Source organism: Brevibacillus sp. FW301-21C12A (assembly GCF_058788915.1).
Window position 1 is genome coordinate 20,296 of the sequence record NZ_JBYTBG010000001.1, and the last position, 19,056, is coordinate 39,351.

Here is a 19,056-nt window from a genome sequence, read left to right on the forward strand (position 1 = left end):
TGCTCCGTCTTTTTGGATAAGGAAACAGCTTCTATGTGTTTTCCGATACGGAAAGAGGCAGGCGGATTTCAAAGCGCGCTCCATTCAGTCGCGGCGAGTTGTCGGCAAAAATTTCGCCGCCGTGATCTGCAATGATGCGCTGGGTCGTGGACAAGCCAAGTCCTGTCCCCTCCTGCTTGGTCGTAAAAAACGGCACGAACAAATTGTCCAGACAAGCGGTACTCAGTCCCGGCCCGTTGTCCTCGACGACGATGACGACCTGGCTGATGGAGGCGCAGACGGTGACGCGCACCACGCTGCCTTTGGTCAGCAGCGCTTCAAACGCATTTTTCATGATGTTCAGGATCGCCTGCTTGATGCGGGAACGGTAGCCGAACACGTACCATTCGCCAGGGGTGATGTCGAGCTCCAGCTTGATCCCCCTGCGATTGGCTTCTGGCTCCAGTAAACGAATGACCCCAAAAAGCTCGTCCAGCACGAGAAAACGTTCGGAAACGATTTTGTCATCCCTGTACCGGGCCAAAACCAGCACGTCGTTCAACAATCCGTCGATGCGTTCGATCTCCGTCAAAATGACGGAAAAGTAGGACTCGCTGCGCCCCGCCTCTCCCTGCTCGCGCAACAACTGGATGAAGCCTTTGATCGAAGTAAGCGGATTGCGGATTTCATGCGCCATCCCTGCGGCTAGTTGTCCTACAGCCGCCAAAGCTTCCCGCTTGTTCAGCTCTTCCTCGTATCGTTTGCTCTCGGTAATATTTCGAAAAACGGCGATTGCTCCCCACATCTCGCCCATGTAAAAAATCGGACTGGTGCTGACTGTCGTCCATTTTGCACGGTATTCTGCCATGTAATGGCCTGACTGTCCGCGTTCGACGACCCATTGGACGAACCTTTCACTCTCGTGCGGCAAGAAAGCTTCGTCAATGTTCTGTCCGATAATTTGCTCGCGTTTGACGCCAAACAGATGGCACAACGCATGGTTGGCCTCGATAATTTTCAGCGTGCGATCAATCATCAAAACGGCTATGTCGCTCGAATGCAGCACCAGTTGGACCAGCTCCTGCTCGGCAAGCAGGGCGAATTGTTCCCCCTGCGCCCGCTCCAGAGCCGTGCCCGTATGTGGCTGCTGGCTCGGCGGTCGATGCTCCTGGCTGTAGACGCCCACGACTTGGGCAATCAACTGGTCCATCGCCAGAAAAAACGCGTATTGTCCCCGTAAAAGCTCAAGCTGCTCCGCCTCGCTTTGCACCAGCATGGCAGAGTCGTTGTTCATCTGCTCGACAATGCTGTCCCGGCACACCCGCAGGCATTGCACCAGCGTCGCAAGATTCAATCCTTGAAGCAAACACTTGTAAGCGATTTCGTTAATTTCTTGTTCTGCTGCTGTTGGATCATTCTCTTCCACAACTTCCGCCCAGCGAAAGAGCAATTGGACAAGCAAAGCCTCAGTATGTGCGCGGTCTCCCAGAAGCGAAGCAGAGTGGTCGTGTTTTTCAGAAAGAAAAGAAAACGTTTTGGCCACCGCTGCAGGGGCCAAATGAGTAAGATACTTACTTATTCGATTTTTCAAAACGCTCTGACTCCTTTTCTTCTTCTTGCTTCATTGAGGCCTTCCTTCAAGTATGTATGATAATGATTCTATTATGGACACAAAACCGACATGATGTAAAGAAGAGTGTCCAACAAACAGGTAGATTATCGCCAGCCGATCCCGCTGACGTGAGAGGGTTGCCGCGCATGCCGTCTGCCGGCGATTGTTTGTAGACAACTTTCCTGCCAGAAAGCTAATTGAAACCGCTCTCTTATCTACTTCTATCATATCACGATCATGCATGAGTTTGGCAAAAAAACGTTTATTGTTCAACGATTAAGAAAAAAAGCATTTGCCCAGCAACGACAAATGCTTCCTTTTTCCTATGAGTGAGCTTTCACGATGTAGTTGCGCAAGTCGGATTTGACCGGGCTGTTCTGGTTTGTGCCAGCGTGAGCGCGCTTGAACGCTTCGCTCTGCGTCCAGTTTTGGAACGCCTGTTCATCTGTCCATTTCGTGAAGACGATGTACTCGTCGCCTTCTGTCGGCGCGAGGAAGAGAAACTCCAAAAACCCTGGAACTTCCTTCATCCGCTCGCCACCGCCGCCAAAAGCGCGTTCGAGGTGAGACTGGTAATCGGCAGGAACTTTCAATCGGTTCATTGATACGTACATGCTTGTCCACGTCCTTTTCTAAATGGGTTGCCCTTCCATTATACAACGACGCAGCGAAAAACAAAAAACCGCAGACGCGTCAGTCACGTCTGCGGTTGATCTGCTGCTCCAGCATAATATCCATCAACAAAGTGTCCTGCAACGGGTCTTTTGGATCAACCGTCAGCAAAGCCGCGACAGCCGCCATGGCGCAGCGCACGGACTGGTACGAGTAAAAAGCGTCGCGCTCCGTCTCGCTGAACAAGGAAAGGTCCGAGCGCTCCTGGACCGGATAAGGAAAATCGGTTTCCACGCCTGCCCGATCCAGCACGATCAGCGCCTGCTTGATCGCAAGTAGTGCCGCGCTGACGCTGAGCCCGTACTCCTGGCGCAAGTCATCCCATACTTGGAAAGCGGACCGCTCCACTCTCTCCTGATTCGGCCGTGTGATGATTCCCGATTTCCGCCCTTCCTTCAAAAGCCAGTCGACGAAGATGTCGTGGCGCGGTGGAAACGCATACACTTGCAGCTTCATTTCAAGTTCCGTCGGAAAATCTTTGGCGAAGCGCGCATGAGCCAAAGCCATCTCGTAGCGCCGGGATGGATGCCCGGGCACCGTCACAAAAACGGTATCCTGGCGAACAGCGGCAATCTGCAGCTTCGTCCTCGCCGGAATCCGGCCCTGGGGCGCTTTTTCCCGGCGGATGTTGCCCGGAATCAACTCCGTTCCGAACTGGTGATACTCCAGGGGAGAATCAATCCACGGAATCGGTTCGCGGGTTTGAATCTCGTACAGCCCGTTAAACGTCACCCATTCGCCCGGACGTCGCTGACTGCGAATCAGGACAGCATGGACTTCTTTTTCCGGCGGCAATTCGGTATCCTGATCGTCCGGAGGCGGCTGGAGCCGCTTGTGCTCGATCAGGATGCAGTCGTTCAAGTACAGTCGCTCAAGCAACTCCCGTTTGCTGACCCATTCGTATCCGATCCGGTAAATCCGATTTTTCATCGGTTCCACCTCCTTTTGGTCGCCAGTATCGGTTTCCTTCGTGAATGAGTAATGTTACCCTACCATATGTATTCGTCTCTTTGTCCGTGCTAGATCGAGCGTACAATCCGCAGCAAGTCTGCCGCCGCTTTCCTGGGCGAGTCGGCCCGGCTGATCGCGCTGATGACAGCGACGCCATCGGCTCCCGCGCGTAGCACCTGCTCTGCATTCTCAAGCGTGATCCCGCCGATGCCCACGATCGGCAAGTCGCTGCCGACAGCCTCCCGGATGGCGCGCAGTCCCTCAGGTCCAATCGGCTCGCCCGCATCTGCCTTCGACGAAGTGGCGAACATCGCTCCTACCCCGATGCAGTCTGCACCACCGCTTTTGGCGGCGAGCGCTTCCTCCACCGTCCCTGCGGACACGCCGATGTACATGGCTTCGCCTACTTTTGCTCTCACCTCGGCCAACTGCATGTCATCCTGTCCGACGTGTACCCCGTCCGCTTGCAGCCGAACAGCCAGTTCCACATCGTCGTTGACGAAAAACAGCGCTTGCGCTTCGCGGCAAAGCTGCTGAAGCTGCCGTCCCAGCTCGTGGCGCTCCTCGGAAGTCAGCTTGCTGCCTTTGTCGCGCAACTGCAACGTACCGACTCCGCCCGCAAGCGCCTCGCGCGCGATTTCGATTGTCTTCTCGCTGGAAAATCCGCAATCCTGGGTGCCGATCACCAAATAAACGCCCATCTTTTCCCGAAGTGTTTGCCTGTCGTTCATTTTTCATTCCCCTCCCAACGATCCAATGCCTCGCGATAAGCCATAGCCACTGCCTTCGCATCTGCCGCATTGGTAATTCCCGATAGTACGGCAACGCCTGCGCAGCCTGCGGCGAGTACCTCAGCAGTCCGCTCCGGCGTAATCCCGCCAAGCCCGATCACGGGAACCGTCCACCTGGCCGTTATTTTCATCAGCTCGCCCGTCCCTCTAGGCGCGAGATTCGGCTTCGAGCCGCTTGGAAAAATGTGTCCGTACATCAAATAGTCTGCCCCTGCTGTCACCGCCTGTTCGGCTTCCGCGAAGGAATGGACAGAGCGACCTACTTTTTGTTCCCGCCGCAACACTTGCCGCGCGTCGCTGACCTCCAGACTGTGGTACGCCAGATGGGCGCCTGCACAGCCGGACGCGGCACTCACATCGACCCGATCGTTGACCAGCAGGCTTGCGAGCGGAACCACATTCGCCAAAGCCCGAACCCAGTCCATGCATTCCCTGGCGGTTCGCTGCTTTTCGCGAATATGCAGGTAATCCATCCCTCCGGCATAGGCCGCCTCGGCCATCCGCAGCACCTCTTCGAGCGTTTGCCTGCCGCTCGTAATGACGTGAAGCTCCCGGCTAGTGCGCATCTGCTTTGGCATCGGCACTGGCACCGCCTCCGGACAACGCCGTCAAGCATTCCTGCAGCCATCGCGTCGTCTTGTCGTCGTTGCCGGCAGGCGCTTGCGCGAGCAGCTCCACGACTAGCCTCCGCACGAAAAACGCTTGCTGCACCGTCAGTGGAAAGGTAATCGTTTTTGGCTTGATCTCTTGCTTCTCCAGCGTCTCCACTCCGGCCAAAAGCATATCCCCGATGGATTCGACCAGCTCGCGAAGCTGCTCGTTTTGCTTCAACTCGTCGTAGCATCCGTCGTAGAGTCGGCACAAAATCAAAAACGCCTGTGACGACATGGTCACCGGCTGTACGTCATGCAACGGTTCCGTCATACTGTTTTCCCCTCCACTCGCTTGAAAAACAAAACCTATTATAACACAACTCGTCCGGAATCGAACCATTTGCTGTGCGGGCCAGGCTGGTGAAAAGCAGAAAAAAACCGCTGAAAGCTCAGCGGTCTTTGGAGGTACCTTCGTTACGGTCATTGTGGTGGGATTGGCGCAGGTTCGTGTTCTGATCGTTGTGATCGAGCGTTTTCCCGCGGTTTTTCCCCAAGTCTTTGCTGTTGTTGTTTTTGCCCAACGGATTCACCTCCTGTGGTCATCACACACAGGATAGCGTAACCAATTTGGCACGGTTTATTAGTGAACGGTCTGGTGCCGGGTCCGCTTCCACAGCGCATGGACCAGCGCAAAGGGCAGACGCCAGCCAAGCAGAAAGGCCAGAGTCACGAAGTAGGTCACGCCGGCAAAAATGAGCGTGATCGGCACGCCCGTCCACCAGGAGCGGATCAATAGGCCAATCGGAGCCGCCAGCGTCCACGTGAACAGCATCGTGAGCAACTGCCGTCCCCAGGACGAGTAGGCGCGCTCCGCATAGGTGCGAAAAACGAGGATGGCGATGATCCAGCCGATCAAAAACGGAGCCAGCGTCTCGCCTATTCCGAGAAACGTGACTGGCAAGTTGTGGGCCAGCTTTCCATAGTAGACAAACAGCAAAAAGGCGAGCAGATCCCCGGCGAGCAGGACGCAGCCGGTTGGCAAGATGCGGAGTCTCATGTACACCCTCTTTTCTAAGCGCAACTAGAGGTATTCCTCAAGGTTCATCCCTATTGTACACATGCAGCTTTGGACCTACAATCGCCCCGCCCCTTTATTCACCAAACAGCAACATTTCCAGCCGTTGCTTCACCTCCGGCCACTCCCTGTCGAGGATGCTGAAATAAACCGAATCGCGAATGTATCCGTCCCGCATCACCATATGATTGCGAAGCACGCCCTCGCGGATGCCGCCGATGCGGGCGATGGCGCGCTGGGAGTTGAGATTGCGCGCATCGGTTTTCAACTGGACGCGAATGCAGCCAAGTTCTTCGAAGCAGTGGCGCAGCAAAAGCCATTTGCACTCAGTGTTGACAGCCGTTTTCCAGACGGCGGGGGTCAGCCACGTAAAACCGATTTCCAGTCCGCGATCTTTGCGGGAAATGGCGAGAAACCTCGTGCTGCCGATGACCTGCCCGTCCGCGCGGTTGACGATGGCAAAGGGCAGCTCGGTTTGCTCCGCCTCGTTTTTCAGCGCCTGCTCGATAAAAGCTTGCGCGTCTTCGCGCGTCTGAATCTCCACCGACATGTACGACCAGATTGGCGGAAAGGCCCCCGCAGCAAAAATTCCGTCCACATGCGCCGGGCGCAGCGGCTCCAGTCTGACCCGCTTTCCTTCCAATGTGACAGGCTCGATTGTTCGCATCTTCGTCTCTCCTCTGCTGTACTGCCCGGCTGTCCGGGCAGTACAGTTTCCCGAAATTTTTCCTATGATAAGGGGGGAGGAAGCCGTTGTCAAGAAGCGATAGGAAGCTTTGCGACAAACGAGCCGGCAGACGAACAGCTTGCGGACGGATCCCCTGCTGTATGCCTGAAGGAAAATCAGGCTTCTTCGTTAATCACGACTTGTTTTCCTCGCCGCTTCAACAGCAGCGGCACGACGAGCCAGGCCAGCGCGCACAGCAGAAAGACGGCGGACAGCGGCTTCGTGTAAAAAATCGAGAAGTCGCCGTTGGATGTCGTCAGCGCGCGGCGCATGTTGTTTTCGATCATCGGGCCGAGCACCAGCCCCAGTACGAGCGGGGCGAGCGGAAAGTCGTTTTTGCTCAAAAAGTAGCCGAGAATGCCGCAACTGACGAGCAGGATGAGGTCGAACGTGCTGATCTGTACCGCGTAGACGCCGAAAACAGAGATGGCGATAATCATCGGAATCAAAAAATGCGGCGGCGTCTCAATAATTTTGGCAAACACTTTGACCAACGGCATGTTCAGCACGAGCAGCATCAGATTTCCGATGAACATGCTCGCGATCAGTCCCCAGGCGATTTGCGGATGATCGCTGAACAACAGCGGCCCCGGCTGGACGTTGTACATGAGCAGTGCCCCCATCAAGATCGCGGTCGTCCCCGATCCCGGGATTCCGAGCGTCAACAACGGGATCATTGCCCCTCCGGAGGCGGCATTGTTCGCGGATTCCGGGGCGGCTACTCCGGCGATCTCGCCTTTTCCGAAGCGCTCCGGGTGCTTGCTCCATTTTTTCTCCAAAATATAAGAAAAGAAAGAGGCCAGCGTCGCGCCTGCTCCCGGCAGCACGCCGATGAAAAAGCCGAGCAAAGAACCGCGCGCGATCGGAGCGGCACTCTCCTTGAGGTCTTGCTTCGTCGGGAGAATCCGGCCGACCTTGATAATTTCCTGCGAGGACTGGTCGTTTTCCAGAATCGTTTTGAAAACCTCTCCTAGCGCGAACAGGCCGACCGCGATGGTCAGAAACTCCAGCCCTTGATACAGGTCGGGGATGTCGTAGGTGAAGCGGGCGACTGCCGATACGTTGTCGATGCCAATCGTGGCCAGCAAAAGCCCGAGGACGGTCATCAGCAGCGCCTTGGTCATTGACTTGCCGCCAAGCCCGCTCACGGCGCACAGGCCGAGCAGCATGAGCGAAAAATACTCGGCCGGACCGAACTGCAGCGCGAGGTCAGAGAGCGGATCGGCGAGAAAGACGAGCGCGACCAGCGCCACGATCCCGGCCACAAACGAGCCGATGGCCGCAATCGACAGCGCCGCTCCCGCCCGTCCCTGCCGCGCGAGCTGATACCCGTCCAAGGTCGTGACGACCGAAGACGATTCGCCTGGCGTGTTCAGCAAAATCGACGTGGTGGAACCGCCGTACATCGCGCCGTAGTACACGCCTGCCAGCAAAATCAGGGCGCTCGCCGCGGCCATCTCCGGCGGCAAGCCCGCCGTCAAGGAAGCTGTGACCGGCATCAGCAGCGCCACTCCGCTCATCGGCCCGATGCCCGGCAGCACGCCGACAGCCGTCCCGATCAGCACCCCGATAAACGCGTAAAGCAAGTTATGCCATTGAAAAGCGATGAGAAATCCATCGGCCAAATAGTCCAGCGCACTCATTCCGATCCCTCCCTAGACGCCGAGCCAGGTTGGAAGTCCTGGAAGCGTTCCTTTCAGCAATTGCACGTACACCACGTAGACGCCGACGGAAAACAGCAAGGAGACAACCGCCGATTGCAGTTGGCTTTTGCTGCCCATGACCAGAAACGTGACGTAAAGAAACAGAGCGGTAGCGATCACATACCCGATTGGCTCCAAAAGCAGGACATACAGCACCGTCGCCACGAGCATCAGGAGAAACCGTTTGTACAAAAGTTTTTCGGGCGCTTCTGCCACGGCACGGTTTTTCGCCTGGAATGTCTCCCAAAACAGGCGCAGGCTGAGCAGGACAAGCAAGATGCCCAAGCCGAACGGAAACATGTTCGGCCCGACCTGGCTGCCGTATGCACTGGTCGATATATGCTGGCTCTCCGTGATGAAAAAAGCGCCCACTAGCGCAAAAGCGATACTGCCGTACCGATCAAACCTTGCGTTCATACGTACCTCCTTTTTCGATAAGGGAGTTGCAGACGCGTCTTTCTCTCCACCAGGAAAAGCGGACGCGCGCCGCAAAAAGCGGGGGAAAAAAAGGAGAGGAGTGCCCTCTCCCTATTTCGCCATGCCAAGCGAGGTCAACAGCTCTTTTACTAGCTGATCCTGCTCCTCCAAAAACGCCGTGAAGGTCGCCGCGTCCTTGTACTCGCTCTCCCAGCCGTTTGCGGCAAGCTCCTGCTTCCACGCTTCGCTCTCCGACAACTCTTTCAGCTTGGTATCCCAATACGCTTTGGCATCCGCAGGCATGTCAGCCGGGCCGAATACGCCGCGCCAGATCGTAAACGTCGCATCAATTCCTTGTTCTTTCAAGGTCGGGACGTCCTTCAGCTCTCCGCCCATTCGCTCTTCCGACGTGACGCCGAGCACGCGAACCTTGCCTGCCTTCACATATTCTCCTACGCCGGAGGCATCGGTCGCGATCATGTCGGCATTGCCGCCGAGCAGGGCCGCAATCGCTTCTCCGCCGCCGTCGTAGGAGACGTACTTGACCGTTTTCGGGTCCATGCCGTATTTGGCGGCGGGCAACACGCTGACGAGGTGATCCATCGAACCCGGAGCCGAACCGCCTGCGAGCGTCATTTTCGTCGGGTCTTTTTTCAGCTCGTCCAAAAAGCTTTTCATATCCTTGTACGGCGAATCTGCTCGCACGACCAGGGCGCCAAAGTCTTTCGTCATTTGCGCCAGTGGCGTCACATGCTGGAAACCGAACGGACTGTTCCCCTCTTTTTTGTTATGGTTGATGAGAATCGGCGGAGAGCTGACGAACAGCTTGTAAGGGTTGCCTTTGTCTTTGCTGACGTATTCCGCCATGAAGACGGTCCCGCCGCCGCCTGGCTTGTTTTCTACCGTAATCGCTTCGGTCACCAGCTTGCTCTCGTTCAATACTTTGCCAAGCGAGCGGGCTGTCTTGTCCCAGCCGCCGCCTGCCCCGGATGGAGCTACGAACACGATCGGCTTTTCCGGATAGTTGGATGCAGTAGGCACAGGCTGCGCGCCCGAGCCGGACGAGCCGCTGTTCGCCCCGCCACAGGCGGCCAGCGCGAGCGTAAAGAAAGCAGACAAAGTAATGAGCATGCATCTTTTCTTTTTCAAACAAAAATCCCCCTCGAACCCGTCGTTTTTGTAAGCGTTACCACGCTTGCCATTAACGTATCATGCCGGGTCTTGCGGGGAATAGTTTTCGTGCATAAGGTATATTTAGAAAATTTTAAACTTTTTGTTCATATTGTTCATGCCCGCTCTTGCAAAAAACGGTACTTTCTCTCCGGCCTGCCGACACTGCCGTAGATCAGGTCGGCTCGCGCCTTTTTTTCCTGCACCAGATGCTCCAGGTAGCGCCGAGCCGTCGTCCGGCTGGTGCCGATCTCGCGGCCGATCTCCTCTGCCGAGACACCTTTGTCGCCTGTCTGCCTGATCGCCTCGATCACTTTTTCCAGTGTCAACTGGTCAATGCCTTTTGGCACGGCTGACTCGCGCATTTTCGCCTGGATCGGCCGCCTGGTCAGCATCTGGTCGATGACATCCTGATCGACCTCTGTCGCCTCTCGCGTCCGTGCCAGATGGGCGCGATAGCTCTCCAGCCGCTCGCGAAAGCGCTCGAACACAAGCGGCTTGACGATGTAGTCAAAAACGCCGCCGCGCAGCGCTTCCTGGACCATCTCCATCTCCTTGGCTGCCGTAATCATGATGATGTCCACCTCGCGATAATGCTGGCGGATGTACCAGACCAGCTCTGTGCCGAGCATATCGGGCAAGTACACGTCCAGCAAAACCAGATCGGGACGTATGGCGGCGAACAGCTCTTTGGCGTCGCTGCCGTTGGTGGCGGTGGCAATCACTTCGAATCCCTCGATCTTGCTCACGAATCTTCGGTTAATGTCAATAATCCGCAAATCGTCCTCGACGATCAGCACTTCAAGCTTCTTCACTGCCAGTCCTCCCTTCTCGCGGCAAGGAAACGGTGAACAGCGCGCCGCCATAGTCGCTTTTTCCGACGACGATGTAGCCGCCCATCTCTTCGATGATTCCGCGCACTTTTGCCAAGCCAAGCCCCCGCTCCTCGCCCGCTTTCGTCGAAAACCCGTCTTCAAAAATGGTCTCGCGCCATGCGTCAGGCACTCCCGGCCCGGAGTCGGCTATCTCAAACAGCAGTTCTTCTTCCGTGTCGGCCAAGTAAATGTCGACGCGCTTTTGCGAGACGGCTGCATCGTTGACCGCTTCCAGCGCGTTTTGCAGCAGATTGCCGAGCAGCACGATCACCTGCTGGCGGTTGATATGCGCGGGAAGCGCTTCGAGATGGCTGTCCTGGTCGATCACAAACTGGACTTTCAACTCTTTCGCCCGGTTGTGCATGCCGAGCAAAAGAGCGCCAATCATCGGGTCCGGAATCCGTCTGGCGACAAACAGGATCAGCTCTTCCTGCGCCGATGTCTCGCTCGTAATCAGCTCGATCGCCTCCTGCACCGAGCCGAGCTGCAACAGCCCGGAGATCGTGTACAGCAAGTTGTGGAACTCGTGCGTCTGGGCGCGCAGCACATCCGCATAGCGCCGGACCTGGGACAGCTCCGAGGCGAGCTTGTCGATCTCCGATTTCGGGCGAAAGCTGCTGACGACACCGACGACCTTGTCCCCGAGCTTGATCGGCAGGCGGTTGACGATGATTTCTTTGCCGCTCGTGATCGTCTCGCGGTCGAGCTGTTGTTCCCCCGTCTTCAGCACCTCCGGCATGCGGCTATCCGGCAGCACGTCCAAAATGTGCTTGCGGTGAATGTCTTCCTCCGGCAATTCGAGAATGCGGATCGCTGCCTTGTTCATCATCGTGATCTCGCTGTTTCTGTCAATCGCCACGATCCCCTCCCGGACGGATTCGAGCACGGCGTTGCGCTCCACGTACAGAGCGGCGATCTCTTCCGGCTCCAGTCCGAGCGTCAGCCTTTTTAAATAGCGGCTCAGCCCGATGGCAAAGGCGATCCCGCAGACGAGCGCGATCAGCGTAATGAGCAGAACTTTTTTCTGGTAATCGCCAATGGCTTCTTCGATATCCTCCAGCAAAAAGCCGACCGACACGATGCCGACCACCGCGCCATTGTCGTCGCGAATCGGCACCTTGCCGCGCAAGGAAGGGCCCATGCTCCCGATCGCTTTGGAAATGTACGACTGTCCGTGGGTCAGCCCCGGCTCGTTGTCGCCGCCGACCATCGACTTGCCGATGCGGTCAGGCAGCGGATGCGCGTAGCGAATGCCTTCCCGGTTGCCCACGACGACAAATTCCGCTCCGGTTTGCAGCCGGACGTTTTCCGCGATCGGCTGGATCAGCGCAGACGGCGAGCTGCTTTGAAAAGCCCGGCGCAGTTCGGGATCGTGGGCGACGATTTTGGCTACGCTCAGCGCCTTTTTCCCGATCTGTTCCTCGATCGACGAGGCTACGATGGAAGAGAAGACGGCGCCAACTGACGAAATAATCAAAATAATGCCGACCGTAATGAGCAAAATCATTCTCGTTTGCAGAGACATCACTTTTCGGGCAGTAGTCACAAATCGCTCACCTCTTGGTTCATCTTACCATCCCGGGCCGATAAAAAGGTAGCTTCATCGCCTATGTTCGTGTACAGTTAAAAGGGAATTACGGGGATGTGGAGGTATCTACAGATGCACGCGAACCTTCGTTCGTTCATAGAACAATTGCGCCGCGCCGGACAAGTCGTGGAGATCGACGCACCAGTCGATCCCCATCTGGAGCTGGCCGAGATTCATCGCAGAGTCATTGAAGAGGGCGGACCTGTTCTGCTTTTCACCAATGTCAAAGGAAAATCGTTTCCCGTGGTCACGAACTTGTTCGGGACCGTAGAGCGGGTCGACATGGCGTTTGGGCCAAAACCCGAGGCTGTCGTCCGCAACCTGGTGCACGGGATGGACAAGCTGTTGCCGCCAAAGCTCTCCGGCTTGTGGGAGCTGCGCGAGCCGCTGTTGGAAGTCATGCGCACGGGCACCAAAACCGTATCTGCCTCCCAAGCGCCTGTGACCCAAATCGCAACAACCGATGTTGACATGACCAAGCTGCCTGCCTTGACAAGCTGGCACCTGGATGGCGGTCCGTTCGTCACCTTGCCGCTGGTTTATACAGAGCACCCTGATACAAAAGAGCACAACCTGGGCATGTACCGCATCCAGATTTACGACAAAAACACGACGGGCATGCACTGGCAAATCCAAAAAGGCGGCGGGTTCCACTACCACGAAGCCGAAAAACGGAACCAGTCGCTGCCTGTTACCCTTACGATCGGCGGCCCTCCTGCCCTGATCGTCTCCGCGATCGCGCCCCTGCCGGAAATGGTGCCGGAGCTGGTCTTCGCCTCGCTCTTGATGGGCGACAAGCTGAAAATGGCGGAGGTGCCGAACCATCCGCACCGGATCGTCGCGGAAGCCGAGTTTGTGTTCGCGGGAGAAGTTCCTCCGCACATCAGACGCCCTGAGGGGCCTTTTGGCGACCACTTCGGCTATTACTCCTGGGAGCATGACTTCCCGGTGTTCAACGTGAAGCAGATGTGGCACCGCAAAGACGCGATCTATCCGGCCACCGTCGTCGGGAAGCCGCGCCAGGAAGACTATTACATCGGGGAATATTTGCAACGGCTGCTGTCGCCTCTCTTCCCTGTCGTCATGCCGGGTGTCAAAGCGCTCTGGACATACGGGGAAACAGGCTTCCACGCGCTCGCCGGCGCGATTGTGCGCGAAAGCTACTATAAGGAAGCGATGGCGCACGCCTTCCGCATCATGGGAGAAGGCCAGCTCACGTTGACGAAGTTTTTGATGGTGACCGATGTGCCGTGTGACCTGAGCAATTTCAAGCATTTCCTCGAAATCGTCCTGGCTCGCTTCCAGCCGGAGCGCGACCTGCTCATCGTCAACGATACGTCGAACGATACGCTCGACTACACCGGACGGAAGCTGAACCACGGCTCCAAAGGAATCATGCTCGGCATCGGCGACCCCGTCCGCGAGCTGCCACGCGAGTACAAAGGACAAGGCATTCCGAGCATAACCGATATTCGCGCGTTTTGCCCCGGATGTCTGGTCATTTCCGGGCCGAGCTTCAGCGAAAGGCCGGAGCTGGGCGAAGAGTTGCTGTCCTATCTCAACGAAAATCTGGCAGACTGGCCGATGATCTGCATGGTGGACGATGCGGCGATTGCCGAGAAGCAAAGCAGCTTCCTCTGGACCGTGTTCACTCGTTTCGACCCGGCTCACGATCTGTACGCCAAGTCGACGATTGTCCGCAACAAAATCCGCTACGAAGGGCCGCTGGTCGTCGATGCGCGGATGAAGCCTTTCTACCCGGATGAAGTAGAGACGCTGCCGGAAATATCGGCATTGGTCGACAAACGCTGGAACGAATATTTCCCAAAAGCATAGCATTGCCACCTGCCGTACGTCTGGAACGAATCGTTCCAGACGTTTTTTTTGCCCGGGAAAAAGCTGTACTTAGGGCTTCTTTCCCCCAATATAATGTTACAACTTGTATTCGAGACAACCTGGGGGCGGTTGTCCGAATGCCAGCGATTTTGTCAAAAAAAGGAGGGAAAGAAAATGAAGACGCAGGAAGATGCAAATGGAATTGTCACCCTGACAAAAGCAGGGGAAGACCTTATCAAAGACAGCTCGCTCTACAATGAAGGGCTGCGGCCGACGACGAAAGCTGAGCATTCGTGGACCGCGTACAACTTTGCCAGCCTCTGGATCGGGATGTCGATCTGTCTTCCCACGTACGCGATGGCAGCCGGGCTGATCTCGTTGGGCATGAACTGGTGGCAGGCGATCTTGACCATTATTCTCGGAAACTGTATTGTCCTTATCCCTATCCTTCTCAACTCCCATGCCGGGACGAAATTCGGCATCCCCTACCCTGTGTTCGCCCGGCTCTGGTTCGGCTCCAAGGGCGCTCACATTCCAGCGGTCGCTCGCGGGCTGATCGGAGCTGGCTGGTTTGGCATCAACTGTTGGTTCGGCGGAGCCGCCATTGATACGCTGCTCATGTCGATGACAGACTGGGCCAGTGTCCCCGGCCATCTGTGGATTTCCTTTTTCGGCTTTTGGCTCCTGAACGTATGGGTCGCCTATCGCGGTCCGGAAGCGATCAAAAAGATGGAAGCCTGGGCAGCGCCGATCCTGATTATCATGAGCCTGGCCTTGCTCGTCTGGGCGCTGACCAAAGCAGGCGGATGGGGGCCGATGCTCTCCGCTCCATCCACATTCACCTCTGCCGGCGAGTTTTTGAAGGTCTTTTTCCCGGCACTGACAGGCGCGATCGCCTTCTGGGCAACCATGGCGCTCAATATTCCGGACTTCTGTCGCTACGCGAAAAGCCAAAAAGCGCAAATCGTCGGCCAATCCTCGTCCTTGCCGACGACCATGGGCTTCTTCTCCTTCATCGGGGTAGCCGTCGCCTCCGCTACCGTCGTCATTTACGGAGAAGCGCTGTGGGACCCTGCCGCCGTACTGGCGAAGTTTTCGCCGCTCGCCATCTTCCTCGGCACGATCGGCATCATTCTCGCCACCTTGACCACCAATGTGGCCGCCAACATCGTCGCCCCCGCCCGCGCCGTGGAAAACCTCGCGCCACGCCGTCTCTCCTACGAGGCCGGAGCGATCATCGCCGGTGTCGTCTCCCTGCTCATGCAGCCGTGGCATATTTTGGAAAATTTCGGTAATTATATCTTCCTCTGGCTCGGTACGTATGGCGCGTTGCTTGGCCCGATTGACGGAATTGCGATTGCTGACTACTGGCTCGTGCGCAAAAGACGCATCCATCTGACGGAGCTGTACAAACCGAACGGCATGTACGCCTACAAGACAGGCTTTAACATGCGAGCGATCTGGGCCATGCTGATCGGGATTGCGATTCCGTTTGTCAGCAAGTACATCCCCGGCTTCCATATCATTTGGGACAACGCCTGGACGGTCGGGCTCTTGATTTCGCTTGCGATCTACACGTGGATGATGAAAAACGACGCCTCGATCATGAGCCAAAAAGAGTACGACCAGATCACGACACAAGCGCAGGAGTCGCGCGCTTCCTGAATCGGAATCCGCATCACGGCAAAAAAAGACTGACAACCATAACGGGTTGCCAGTCTTTTGCTTGTTGCCGCAAAAACACACTACCATTTGAATTGGCTGATCGATTCCTGCAATTCGTGGGACAGCTCGTTCAAATTGTTGCTGGAGCGGGCAATTTCCTGCATCGCAGCGAGCTGCTCCTCTGCTCCGGCCGAGACAGACTGCGTATGTACGGCCGCTTCCTCCGACAGCCTGTTCATCTCGTCCATGGCGGAAGCAACCTGCTGCACGCTCGCCGACATTTGCTCGGTCGCTGCGGATACTTCCTGGATTTGGCCTGCCACGTCCTTGGAGGAAACGACGATGCGCTCGAACGTTTTTCCCGCCTCCTGAACGGCGGCAGCCCCTTTTTTCGCCTCTTCGGTCCCGGCCAGCATGACGGAGACGACCTGGGTTGTCTCGTGCTGGATTTCTCCGATCAGGCGGGCGATTTCCCGCGCCGATTCCTCGGATTGCTCCGCCAGCTTGCGAACCTCATCCGCCACCACGGCAAAGCCCCGGCCCTGCTCTCCGGCCCGCGCTGCCTCAATCGCCGCATTCAGCGCCAACAAATTGGTCTGGGAGGCGATGCCTGTGATTACATCGACAATTTTCCCGATCGCTTCCGAGCGGACGCCGAGCTGCTGAACGAGGTCTGCCGCGTGGTTCACGCCTTGGGAGAGAGAATCAATTTGGAAGACCGCTTGCTGAATCTGGATATTCCCTTGCTGCGCATCATCCGCTGCCACTACCGATGCTTCGGAAACGGCGCTGGACGTGTCGGCAATCCGTTGAATGGCAACAGACATTTCCTCCATGACGCGCACGCTTTCCTGTGTGCGCTGGGTCTGCACTTCGGCCGTCGTCGCAATCTGCTCGACGCTTCCCATCGCCTGCTCTGTGGCCCGCACGGATTGCTGGGCGCTTGCCGACAGTTCCTCGGAGGAAGCTGCGACTTGCTCTCCTGCGACTTTTACTTGCTCGATCAAGGAACGGAAGTTGGCGACCAGCTCGTTGAAGGCAATCCCGAGCTTGCCGACCTCGTCTTTTGCTACGTAAGTCACCGGAGCAACATCCAAGTTCCCCTGAGCCAAATCTTCCATGCGGCTTGCGACGACGCGCAGCGGATCGGCAATCATCCGGGAGAGCAAAAATCCGAGTCCGCCCGCCAGGACGATCGAAGCTCCCCCGACGATCAGCAAAAGCAGCACCGCTTTTTTCGAATCGTCCCAGTTTTGCTGCTGCATCCGATCCGCCTGGGAAGACTTGTAGTTCGCCCATTCCAGTTGTTCCTGATTGATCCAACTGAGCGTTTTGTCCGTCGCCCGATAGTAGGCGTAAGCCTGATCGGTCTTGTTTTCCTTAATCAGTTGGACAACCTCGTTCTGGTCTTTGCTGTACTGTTCCAGAAGCTCCTTCAGCTTACTGACGCGCTCTTGTTCTTTTTCGTCCAGGCGAGAGTTCTGGAGGTACCTAAACGTCTGGTCGGCAGAGGCGATGCGCTGGTCCAGCTCGGCCTTGTACTGCGCGAAGACAGCAGGGGCAGGATCGAGAATCATTTTGTAGATCAACCCGTCAATAGCCCGAATGTCTTGTCGCCAGTCGTTAATCCACTTCACTGGAAGCAGTTGCTCCTCATACATGGCCTGCATCCGTTCCCCGGATACTTTCACGTGAAAATAACCCGTGATGCCGACGCTGCACAAGAAGATCGCCATCAAGACGACCAAGCTGAACATTTTGGCTCTAGTGCTGAGGTTACGTAGTAGATTCATTGCTGTAGGTAATCCTCCCGTGTCCATAGTAGTAAGTTGAAAAAGCTCGAATACTGTCCAAATCTTACCAAACTCTGGCGAATCCGTCGATAGTCTTGGGTGATTTCTCACACTTCGAGCACAGAGAGAAGCGAAATGTCTTCGATTTGTGCGTCAGGCTCATAGCAAACATAGTACGTAAGTTCCGGGCTGATCCAGTAGCGAATCCCCCGGTATCCACAGGCGAGCAGGTAGGCCCTCACCTCATCTCCGGTCCATTCCAGCCATTCCTCGTGCGCAAGCCCGGCCGCGCGCCGCGCCAGCTCATCTGCCCCGTGCCTGTGCCGCAGCGCCTCGCTGCGCAATTCATTTTCGCCGAAGCGCTCGTCCAAACAGAACAGCCCCGGCAAAGCCACCTGCTGCTGAAGCACGGCGGCTTTGTCCCCGATCGTCTCGGCGTGGCAGATCGCGTACTGTGCCGCGACGACCGGATTGCTCACCAAATAGACGCCCGACCCGAACACCGCCTTTGCGCTCGCTCCATTCGTAAACTGGCGGCGTTCTGCCCGTTCGTAGCGCTGCGCCCTGACTACCCGCAGCGCTTCCTGATACTCCACTCCGCGATAAACGGTCTGCTTCATGATCTGACCGCTCCTTTCCGGCGTTTTTCGCAAAACCAAAATCGTGCCCACATAGGAAAAGGAGGAAGACGCATGCCTGGCGCCTCCCTCACCTCGTCTTACGGCAGCAACTTCACCATGTCGTCGTACGTCTCCGGGCGACGATCGCGATAAAATTGCCACGTATCCCGCACTTCTCTGATCTTTTCGCGGTCCATCTCCGCCACAATCACCTCGTCTTGATCGCGGCTGCCGACAGCGACAAACTGTCCGCGCGGATCGACCAGGTATGACTGTCCGTAAAATTCCCCCATGTTCCACGGCGCTTCCGTCCCAACCCGATTAATGGCGGCGACGTAGTAGCCGTTTGCCACCGCGTGTGCGGGCTGTTCGAGCTTCCACAAATACTCGGACAGGCCGGCGACGGTGGCGGAAGGATTGAAGACGATCTCGGCGCCGCCTAGGCCAAGCAGCCGCGCCCCTTCCGGAAAATGGCGGTCGTAGCAGATGTACACGCCGACTTTGGCGAAAGCCGTATCGAACACCGGGTAGCCCAAGTTTCCCGGCTTGAAGTAATACTTTTCCCAGAAGCCGCAGCCGCTGCTGCCCACCCCTACATGCGGGATGTGCTGCTTGCGGTATTTGCCCAGGTACGTGCCATCTGCATCAATGACGGCCGCCGTGTTGTAGTAGGTGCCGATGCCGACCTTTTCATACACGGGCAAGATCAGCACGGTCCCGAGCTCCTTGCCCAGCGCGGAAAACTGCTGCACAGTCGGGCCGTTCGGCACCTCTTCCGCCGCTTCGTACCATTTCGTGCTTTGCTCCGCGCAAAAATAAGGGCCGTAAAAAATTTCTTGCAGACAGATGATCTGCGCCCCTTTGCCAGCAGCCTCCCGCACCATTTTCACATGCTTTTCGATCGCCTTTTCCTTGTGAAGATGAACCGGCTCGTCGCCGTGCACGTCATTTTTGGCCTGAATCAGCCCGATCGTCACTTTATCCGCCAT

The 19,056-nt window shown here is 56.7% G+C and carries 19 protein-coding genes; 2 read left to right on the forward strand and 17 right to left on the reverse strand.

Annotated elements, in window-relative coordinates:
- Positions 1 to 31: 31 nt before the first annotated feature.
- The 14 genes from AC3WQH_RS00140 to AC3WQH_RS00205 all read right to left on the reverse strand — a co-directional run bounded on the left by AC3WQH_RS00140 (position 32) and on the right by AC3WQH_RS00205 (position 12,090).
- Positions 32 to 1,570: a two-component system sensor histidine kinase NtrB gene (locus AC3WQH_RS00140; RefSeq protein WP_492331866.1), complete on the reverse strand. Its 1,539-nt coding sequence runs from the start codon at positions 1,568 to 1,570 to the stop codon at positions 32 to 34.
- Positions 1,571 to 1,914: 344 nt separating this feature from the next.
- A complete protein-coding gene (locus AC3WQH_RS00145) occupies positions 1,915 to 2,205 on the reverse strand; it encodes an antibiotic biosynthesis monooxygenase family protein (RefSeq protein ID WP_005830951.1) in 291 nt (96 codons plus the stop codon).
- A 79-nt stretch (positions 2,206 to 2,284) separates the two neighbouring features.
- Positions 2,285 to 3,193 (reverse strand): hypothetical protein, encoded by a 909-nt coding sequence (locus AC3WQH_RS00150; protein WP_005830953.1) that lies wholly within the window; start codon positions 3,191 to 3,193, stop codon positions 2,285 to 2,287.
- An 89-nt stretch (positions 3,194 to 3,282) separates the two neighbouring features.
- Positions 3,283 to 3,945 (reverse strand): thiamine phosphate synthase, encoded by a 663-nt coding sequence (gene thiE / locus AC3WQH_RS00155; protein WP_005830956.1) that lies wholly within the window; start codon positions 3,943 to 3,945, stop codon positions 3,283 to 3,285.
- Positions 3,942 to 4,583: a thiamine phosphate synthase gene (locus AC3WQH_RS00160; RefSeq protein ID WP_237716644.1), complete on the reverse strand. Its 642-nt coding sequence runs from the start codon at positions 4,581 to 4,583 to the stop codon at positions 3,942 to 3,944. Before AC3WQH_RS00160 ends, thiE begins: the two co-directional genes overlap by 4 nt.
- A complete protein-coding gene (locus AC3WQH_RS00165) occupies positions 4,561 to 4,929 on the reverse strand; it encodes a hypothetical protein (protein WP_007783929.1) in 369 nt (122 codons plus the stop codon). The genes AC3WQH_RS00160 and AC3WQH_RS00165 overlap by 23 nt, the downstream gene beginning before the upstream one ends.
- 118 nt (positions 4,930 to 5,047) lie before the next feature.
- Positions 5,048 to 5,179 carry a hypothetical protein gene (locus AC3WQH_RS00170; RefSeq protein WP_260507540.1) on the reverse strand — a complete coding sequence of 44 codons (132 nt, stop codon included), beginning with the start codon at positions 5,177 to 5,179 and terminating at the stop codon, positions 5,048 to 5,050.
- Between the two features lie 59 nt (positions 5,180 to 5,238).
- Positions 5,239 to 5,655: a DUF3054 domain-containing protein gene (locus AC3WQH_RS00175; RefSeq protein ID WP_007783927.1), complete on the reverse strand. Its 417-nt coding sequence runs from the start codon at positions 5,653 to 5,655 to the stop codon at positions 5,239 to 5,241.
- 94 nt (positions 5,656 to 5,749) lie between these two features.
- The gene (locus AC3WQH_RS00180; protein ID WP_005830964.1) at positions 5,750 to 6,340 is read right to left on the reverse strand and encodes a GNAT family N-acetyltransferase; all 591 of its coding nucleotides are present in this window, start codon (positions 6,338 to 6,340) and stop codon (positions 5,750 to 5,752) included.
- A 176-nt stretch (positions 6,341 to 6,516) separates the two neighbouring features.
- A complete protein-coding gene (locus AC3WQH_RS00185) occupies positions 6,517 to 8,043 on the reverse strand; it encodes a tripartite tricarboxylate transporter permease (protein WP_492331867.1) in 1,527 nt (508 codons plus the stop codon).
- Positions 8,044 to 8,055: 12 nt separating this feature from the next.
- Complete coding sequence (locus tag AC3WQH_RS00190; RefSeq protein ID WP_122952728.1) at positions 8,056 to 8,520, reverse strand: tripartite tricarboxylate transporter TctB family protein; 465 nt, start codon at positions 8,518 to 8,520, stop codon at positions 8,056 to 8,058.
- A 111-nt stretch (positions 8,521 to 8,631) separates the two neighbouring features.
- Positions 8,632 to 9,669 (reverse strand): tripartite tricarboxylate transporter substrate binding protein, encoded by a 1,038-nt coding sequence (locus AC3WQH_RS00195; protein ID WP_412677619.1) that lies wholly within the window; start codon positions 9,667 to 9,669, stop codon positions 8,632 to 8,634.
- 137 nt (positions 9,670 to 9,806) lie between these two features.
- Positions 9,807 to 10,556 (reverse strand): response regulator, encoded by a 750-nt coding sequence (locus AC3WQH_RS00200; protein ID WP_051353885.1) that lies wholly within the window; start codon positions 10,554 to 10,556, stop codon positions 9,807 to 9,809.
- Positions 10,492 to 12,090 carry an ATP-binding protein gene (locus AC3WQH_RS00205; RefSeq protein ID WP_206699192.1) on the reverse strand — a complete coding sequence of 533 codons (1,599 nt, stop codon included), beginning with the start codon at positions 12,088 to 12,090 and terminating at the stop codon, positions 10,492 to 10,494. Before AC3WQH_RS00205 ends, AC3WQH_RS00200 begins: the two co-directional genes overlap by 65 nt.
- A gap of 135 nt (positions 12,091 to 12,225) precedes the next feature.
- Here AC3WQH_RS00205 and AC3WQH_RS00210 point away from each other — a divergent pair, with 135 nt between their 5' ends.
- Both AC3WQH_RS00210 and AC3WQH_RS00215 read left to right on the forward strand, forming a co-directional pair.
- Positions 12,226 to 13,989: a UbiD family decarboxylase gene (locus AC3WQH_RS00210; RefSeq protein ID WP_005830976.1), complete on the forward strand. Its 1,764-nt coding sequence runs from the start codon at positions 12,226 to 12,228 to the stop codon at positions 13,987 to 13,989.
- 174 nt (positions 13,990 to 14,163) lie between these two features.
- Entirely contained in the window at positions 14,164 to 15,654 is a 1,491-nt protein-coding gene (locus AC3WQH_RS00215) for an NCS1 family nucleobase:cation symporter-1 (protein WP_025845919.1), read from the forward strand.
- Positions 15,655 to 15,734: 80 nt separating this feature from the next.
- Here AC3WQH_RS00215 and AC3WQH_RS00220 read toward each other — a convergent pair whose 3' ends face one another.
- From AC3WQH_RS00220 to AC3WQH_RS00230, 3 genes are all read right to left on the reverse strand, one after another.
- Positions 15,735 to 17,447 carry a methyl-accepting chemotaxis protein gene (locus AC3WQH_RS00220; RefSeq protein ID WP_007780307.1) on the reverse strand — a complete coding sequence of 571 codons (1,713 nt, stop codon included), beginning with the start codon at positions 17,445 to 17,447 and terminating at the stop codon, positions 15,735 to 15,737.
- A 107-nt stretch (positions 17,448 to 17,554) separates the two neighbouring features.
- Positions 17,555 to 18,067, reverse strand: coding sequence for a hypothetical protein (locus tag AC3WQH_RS00225; RefSeq protein WP_005830982.1), 513 nt, complete (start codon positions 18,065 to 18,067; stop codon positions 17,555 to 17,557).
- Between the two features lie 98 nt (positions 18,068 to 18,165).
- On the reverse strand, positions 18,166 to 19,056 hold the full coding sequence (locus tag AC3WQH_RS00230; protein ID WP_005830984.1) for a nitrilase-related carbon-nitrogen hydrolase: 891 nt from the start codon (positions 19,054 to 19,056) through the stop codon (positions 18,166 to 18,168).

Excerpts from the sequence above, each read along its gene's own strand:
- AC3WQH_RS00145 (WP_005830951.1), bottom strand. The coding sequence starts at position 2,205 with ATGTACGTATCAATGAACCGATTGAAAGTTCCTGCCGATTACCAGTCT.
- AC3WQH_RS00150 (WP_005830953.1), bottom strand. The coding sequence starts at position 3,193 with ATGAAAAATCGGATTTACCGGATCGGATACGAATGGGTCAGCAAACGG.
- thiE (WP_005830956.1), bottom strand. The coding sequence starts at position 3,945 with ATGAACGACAGGCAAACACTTCGGGAAAAGATGGGCGTTTATTTGGTG.
- AC3WQH_RS00160 (WP_237716644.1), bottom strand. The coding sequence starts at position 4,583 with ATGCCAAAGCAGATGCGCACTAGCCGGGAGCTTCACGTCATTACGAGC.
- AC3WQH_RS00165 (WP_007783929.1), bottom strand. The coding sequence starts at position 4,929 with ATGACGGAACCGTTGCATGACGTACAGCCGGTGACCATGTCGTCACAG.
- AC3WQH_RS00175 (WP_007783927.1), bottom strand. The coding sequence starts at position 5,655 with ATGAGACTCCGCATCTTGCCAACCGGCTGCGTCCTGCTCGCCGGGGAT.
- AC3WQH_RS00180 (WP_005830964.1), bottom strand. The coding sequence starts at position 6,340 with ATGCGAACAATCGAGCCTGTCACATTGGAAGGAAAGCGGGTCAGACTG.
- AC3WQH_RS00185 (WP_492331867.1), bottom strand. The coding sequence starts at position 8,043 with ATGAGTGCGCTGGACTATTTGGCCGATGGATTTCTCATCGCTTTTCAA.
- AC3WQH_RS00190 (WP_122952728.1), bottom strand. The coding sequence starts at position 8,520 with ATGAACGCAAGGTTTGATCGGTACGGCAGTATCGCTTTTGCGCTAGTG.
- AC3WQH_RS00200 (WP_051353885.1), bottom strand. The coding sequence starts at position 10,556 with ATGGCGGCGCGCTGTTCACCGTTTCCTTGCCGCGAGAAGGGAGGACTG.
- AC3WQH_RS00205 (WP_206699192.1), bottom strand. The coding sequence starts at position 12,090 with ATGTCTCTGCAAACGAGAATGATTTTGCTCATTACGGTCGGCATTATT.
- AC3WQH_RS00210 (WP_005830976.1), top strand. The coding sequence starts at position 12,226 with ATGCACGCGAACCTTCGTTCGTTCATAGAACAATTGCGCCGCGCCGGA.
- AC3WQH_RS00215 (WP_025845919.1), top strand. The coding sequence starts at position 14,164 with ATGAAGACGCAGGAAGATGCAAATGGAATTGTCACCCTGACAAAAGCA.
- AC3WQH_RS00220 (WP_007780307.1), bottom strand. The coding sequence starts at position 17,447 with ATGAATCTACTACGTAACCTCAGCACTAGAGCCAAAATGTTCAGCTTG.
- AC3WQH_RS00225 (WP_005830982.1), bottom strand. The coding sequence starts at position 18,067 with ATGAAGCAGACCGTTTATCGCGGAGTGGAGTATCAGGAAGCGCTGCGG.
- AC3WQH_RS00230 (WP_005830984.1), bottom strand. The coding sequence starts at position 19,056 with ATGGCGGATAAAGTGACGATCGGGCTGATTCAGGCCAAAAATGACGTG.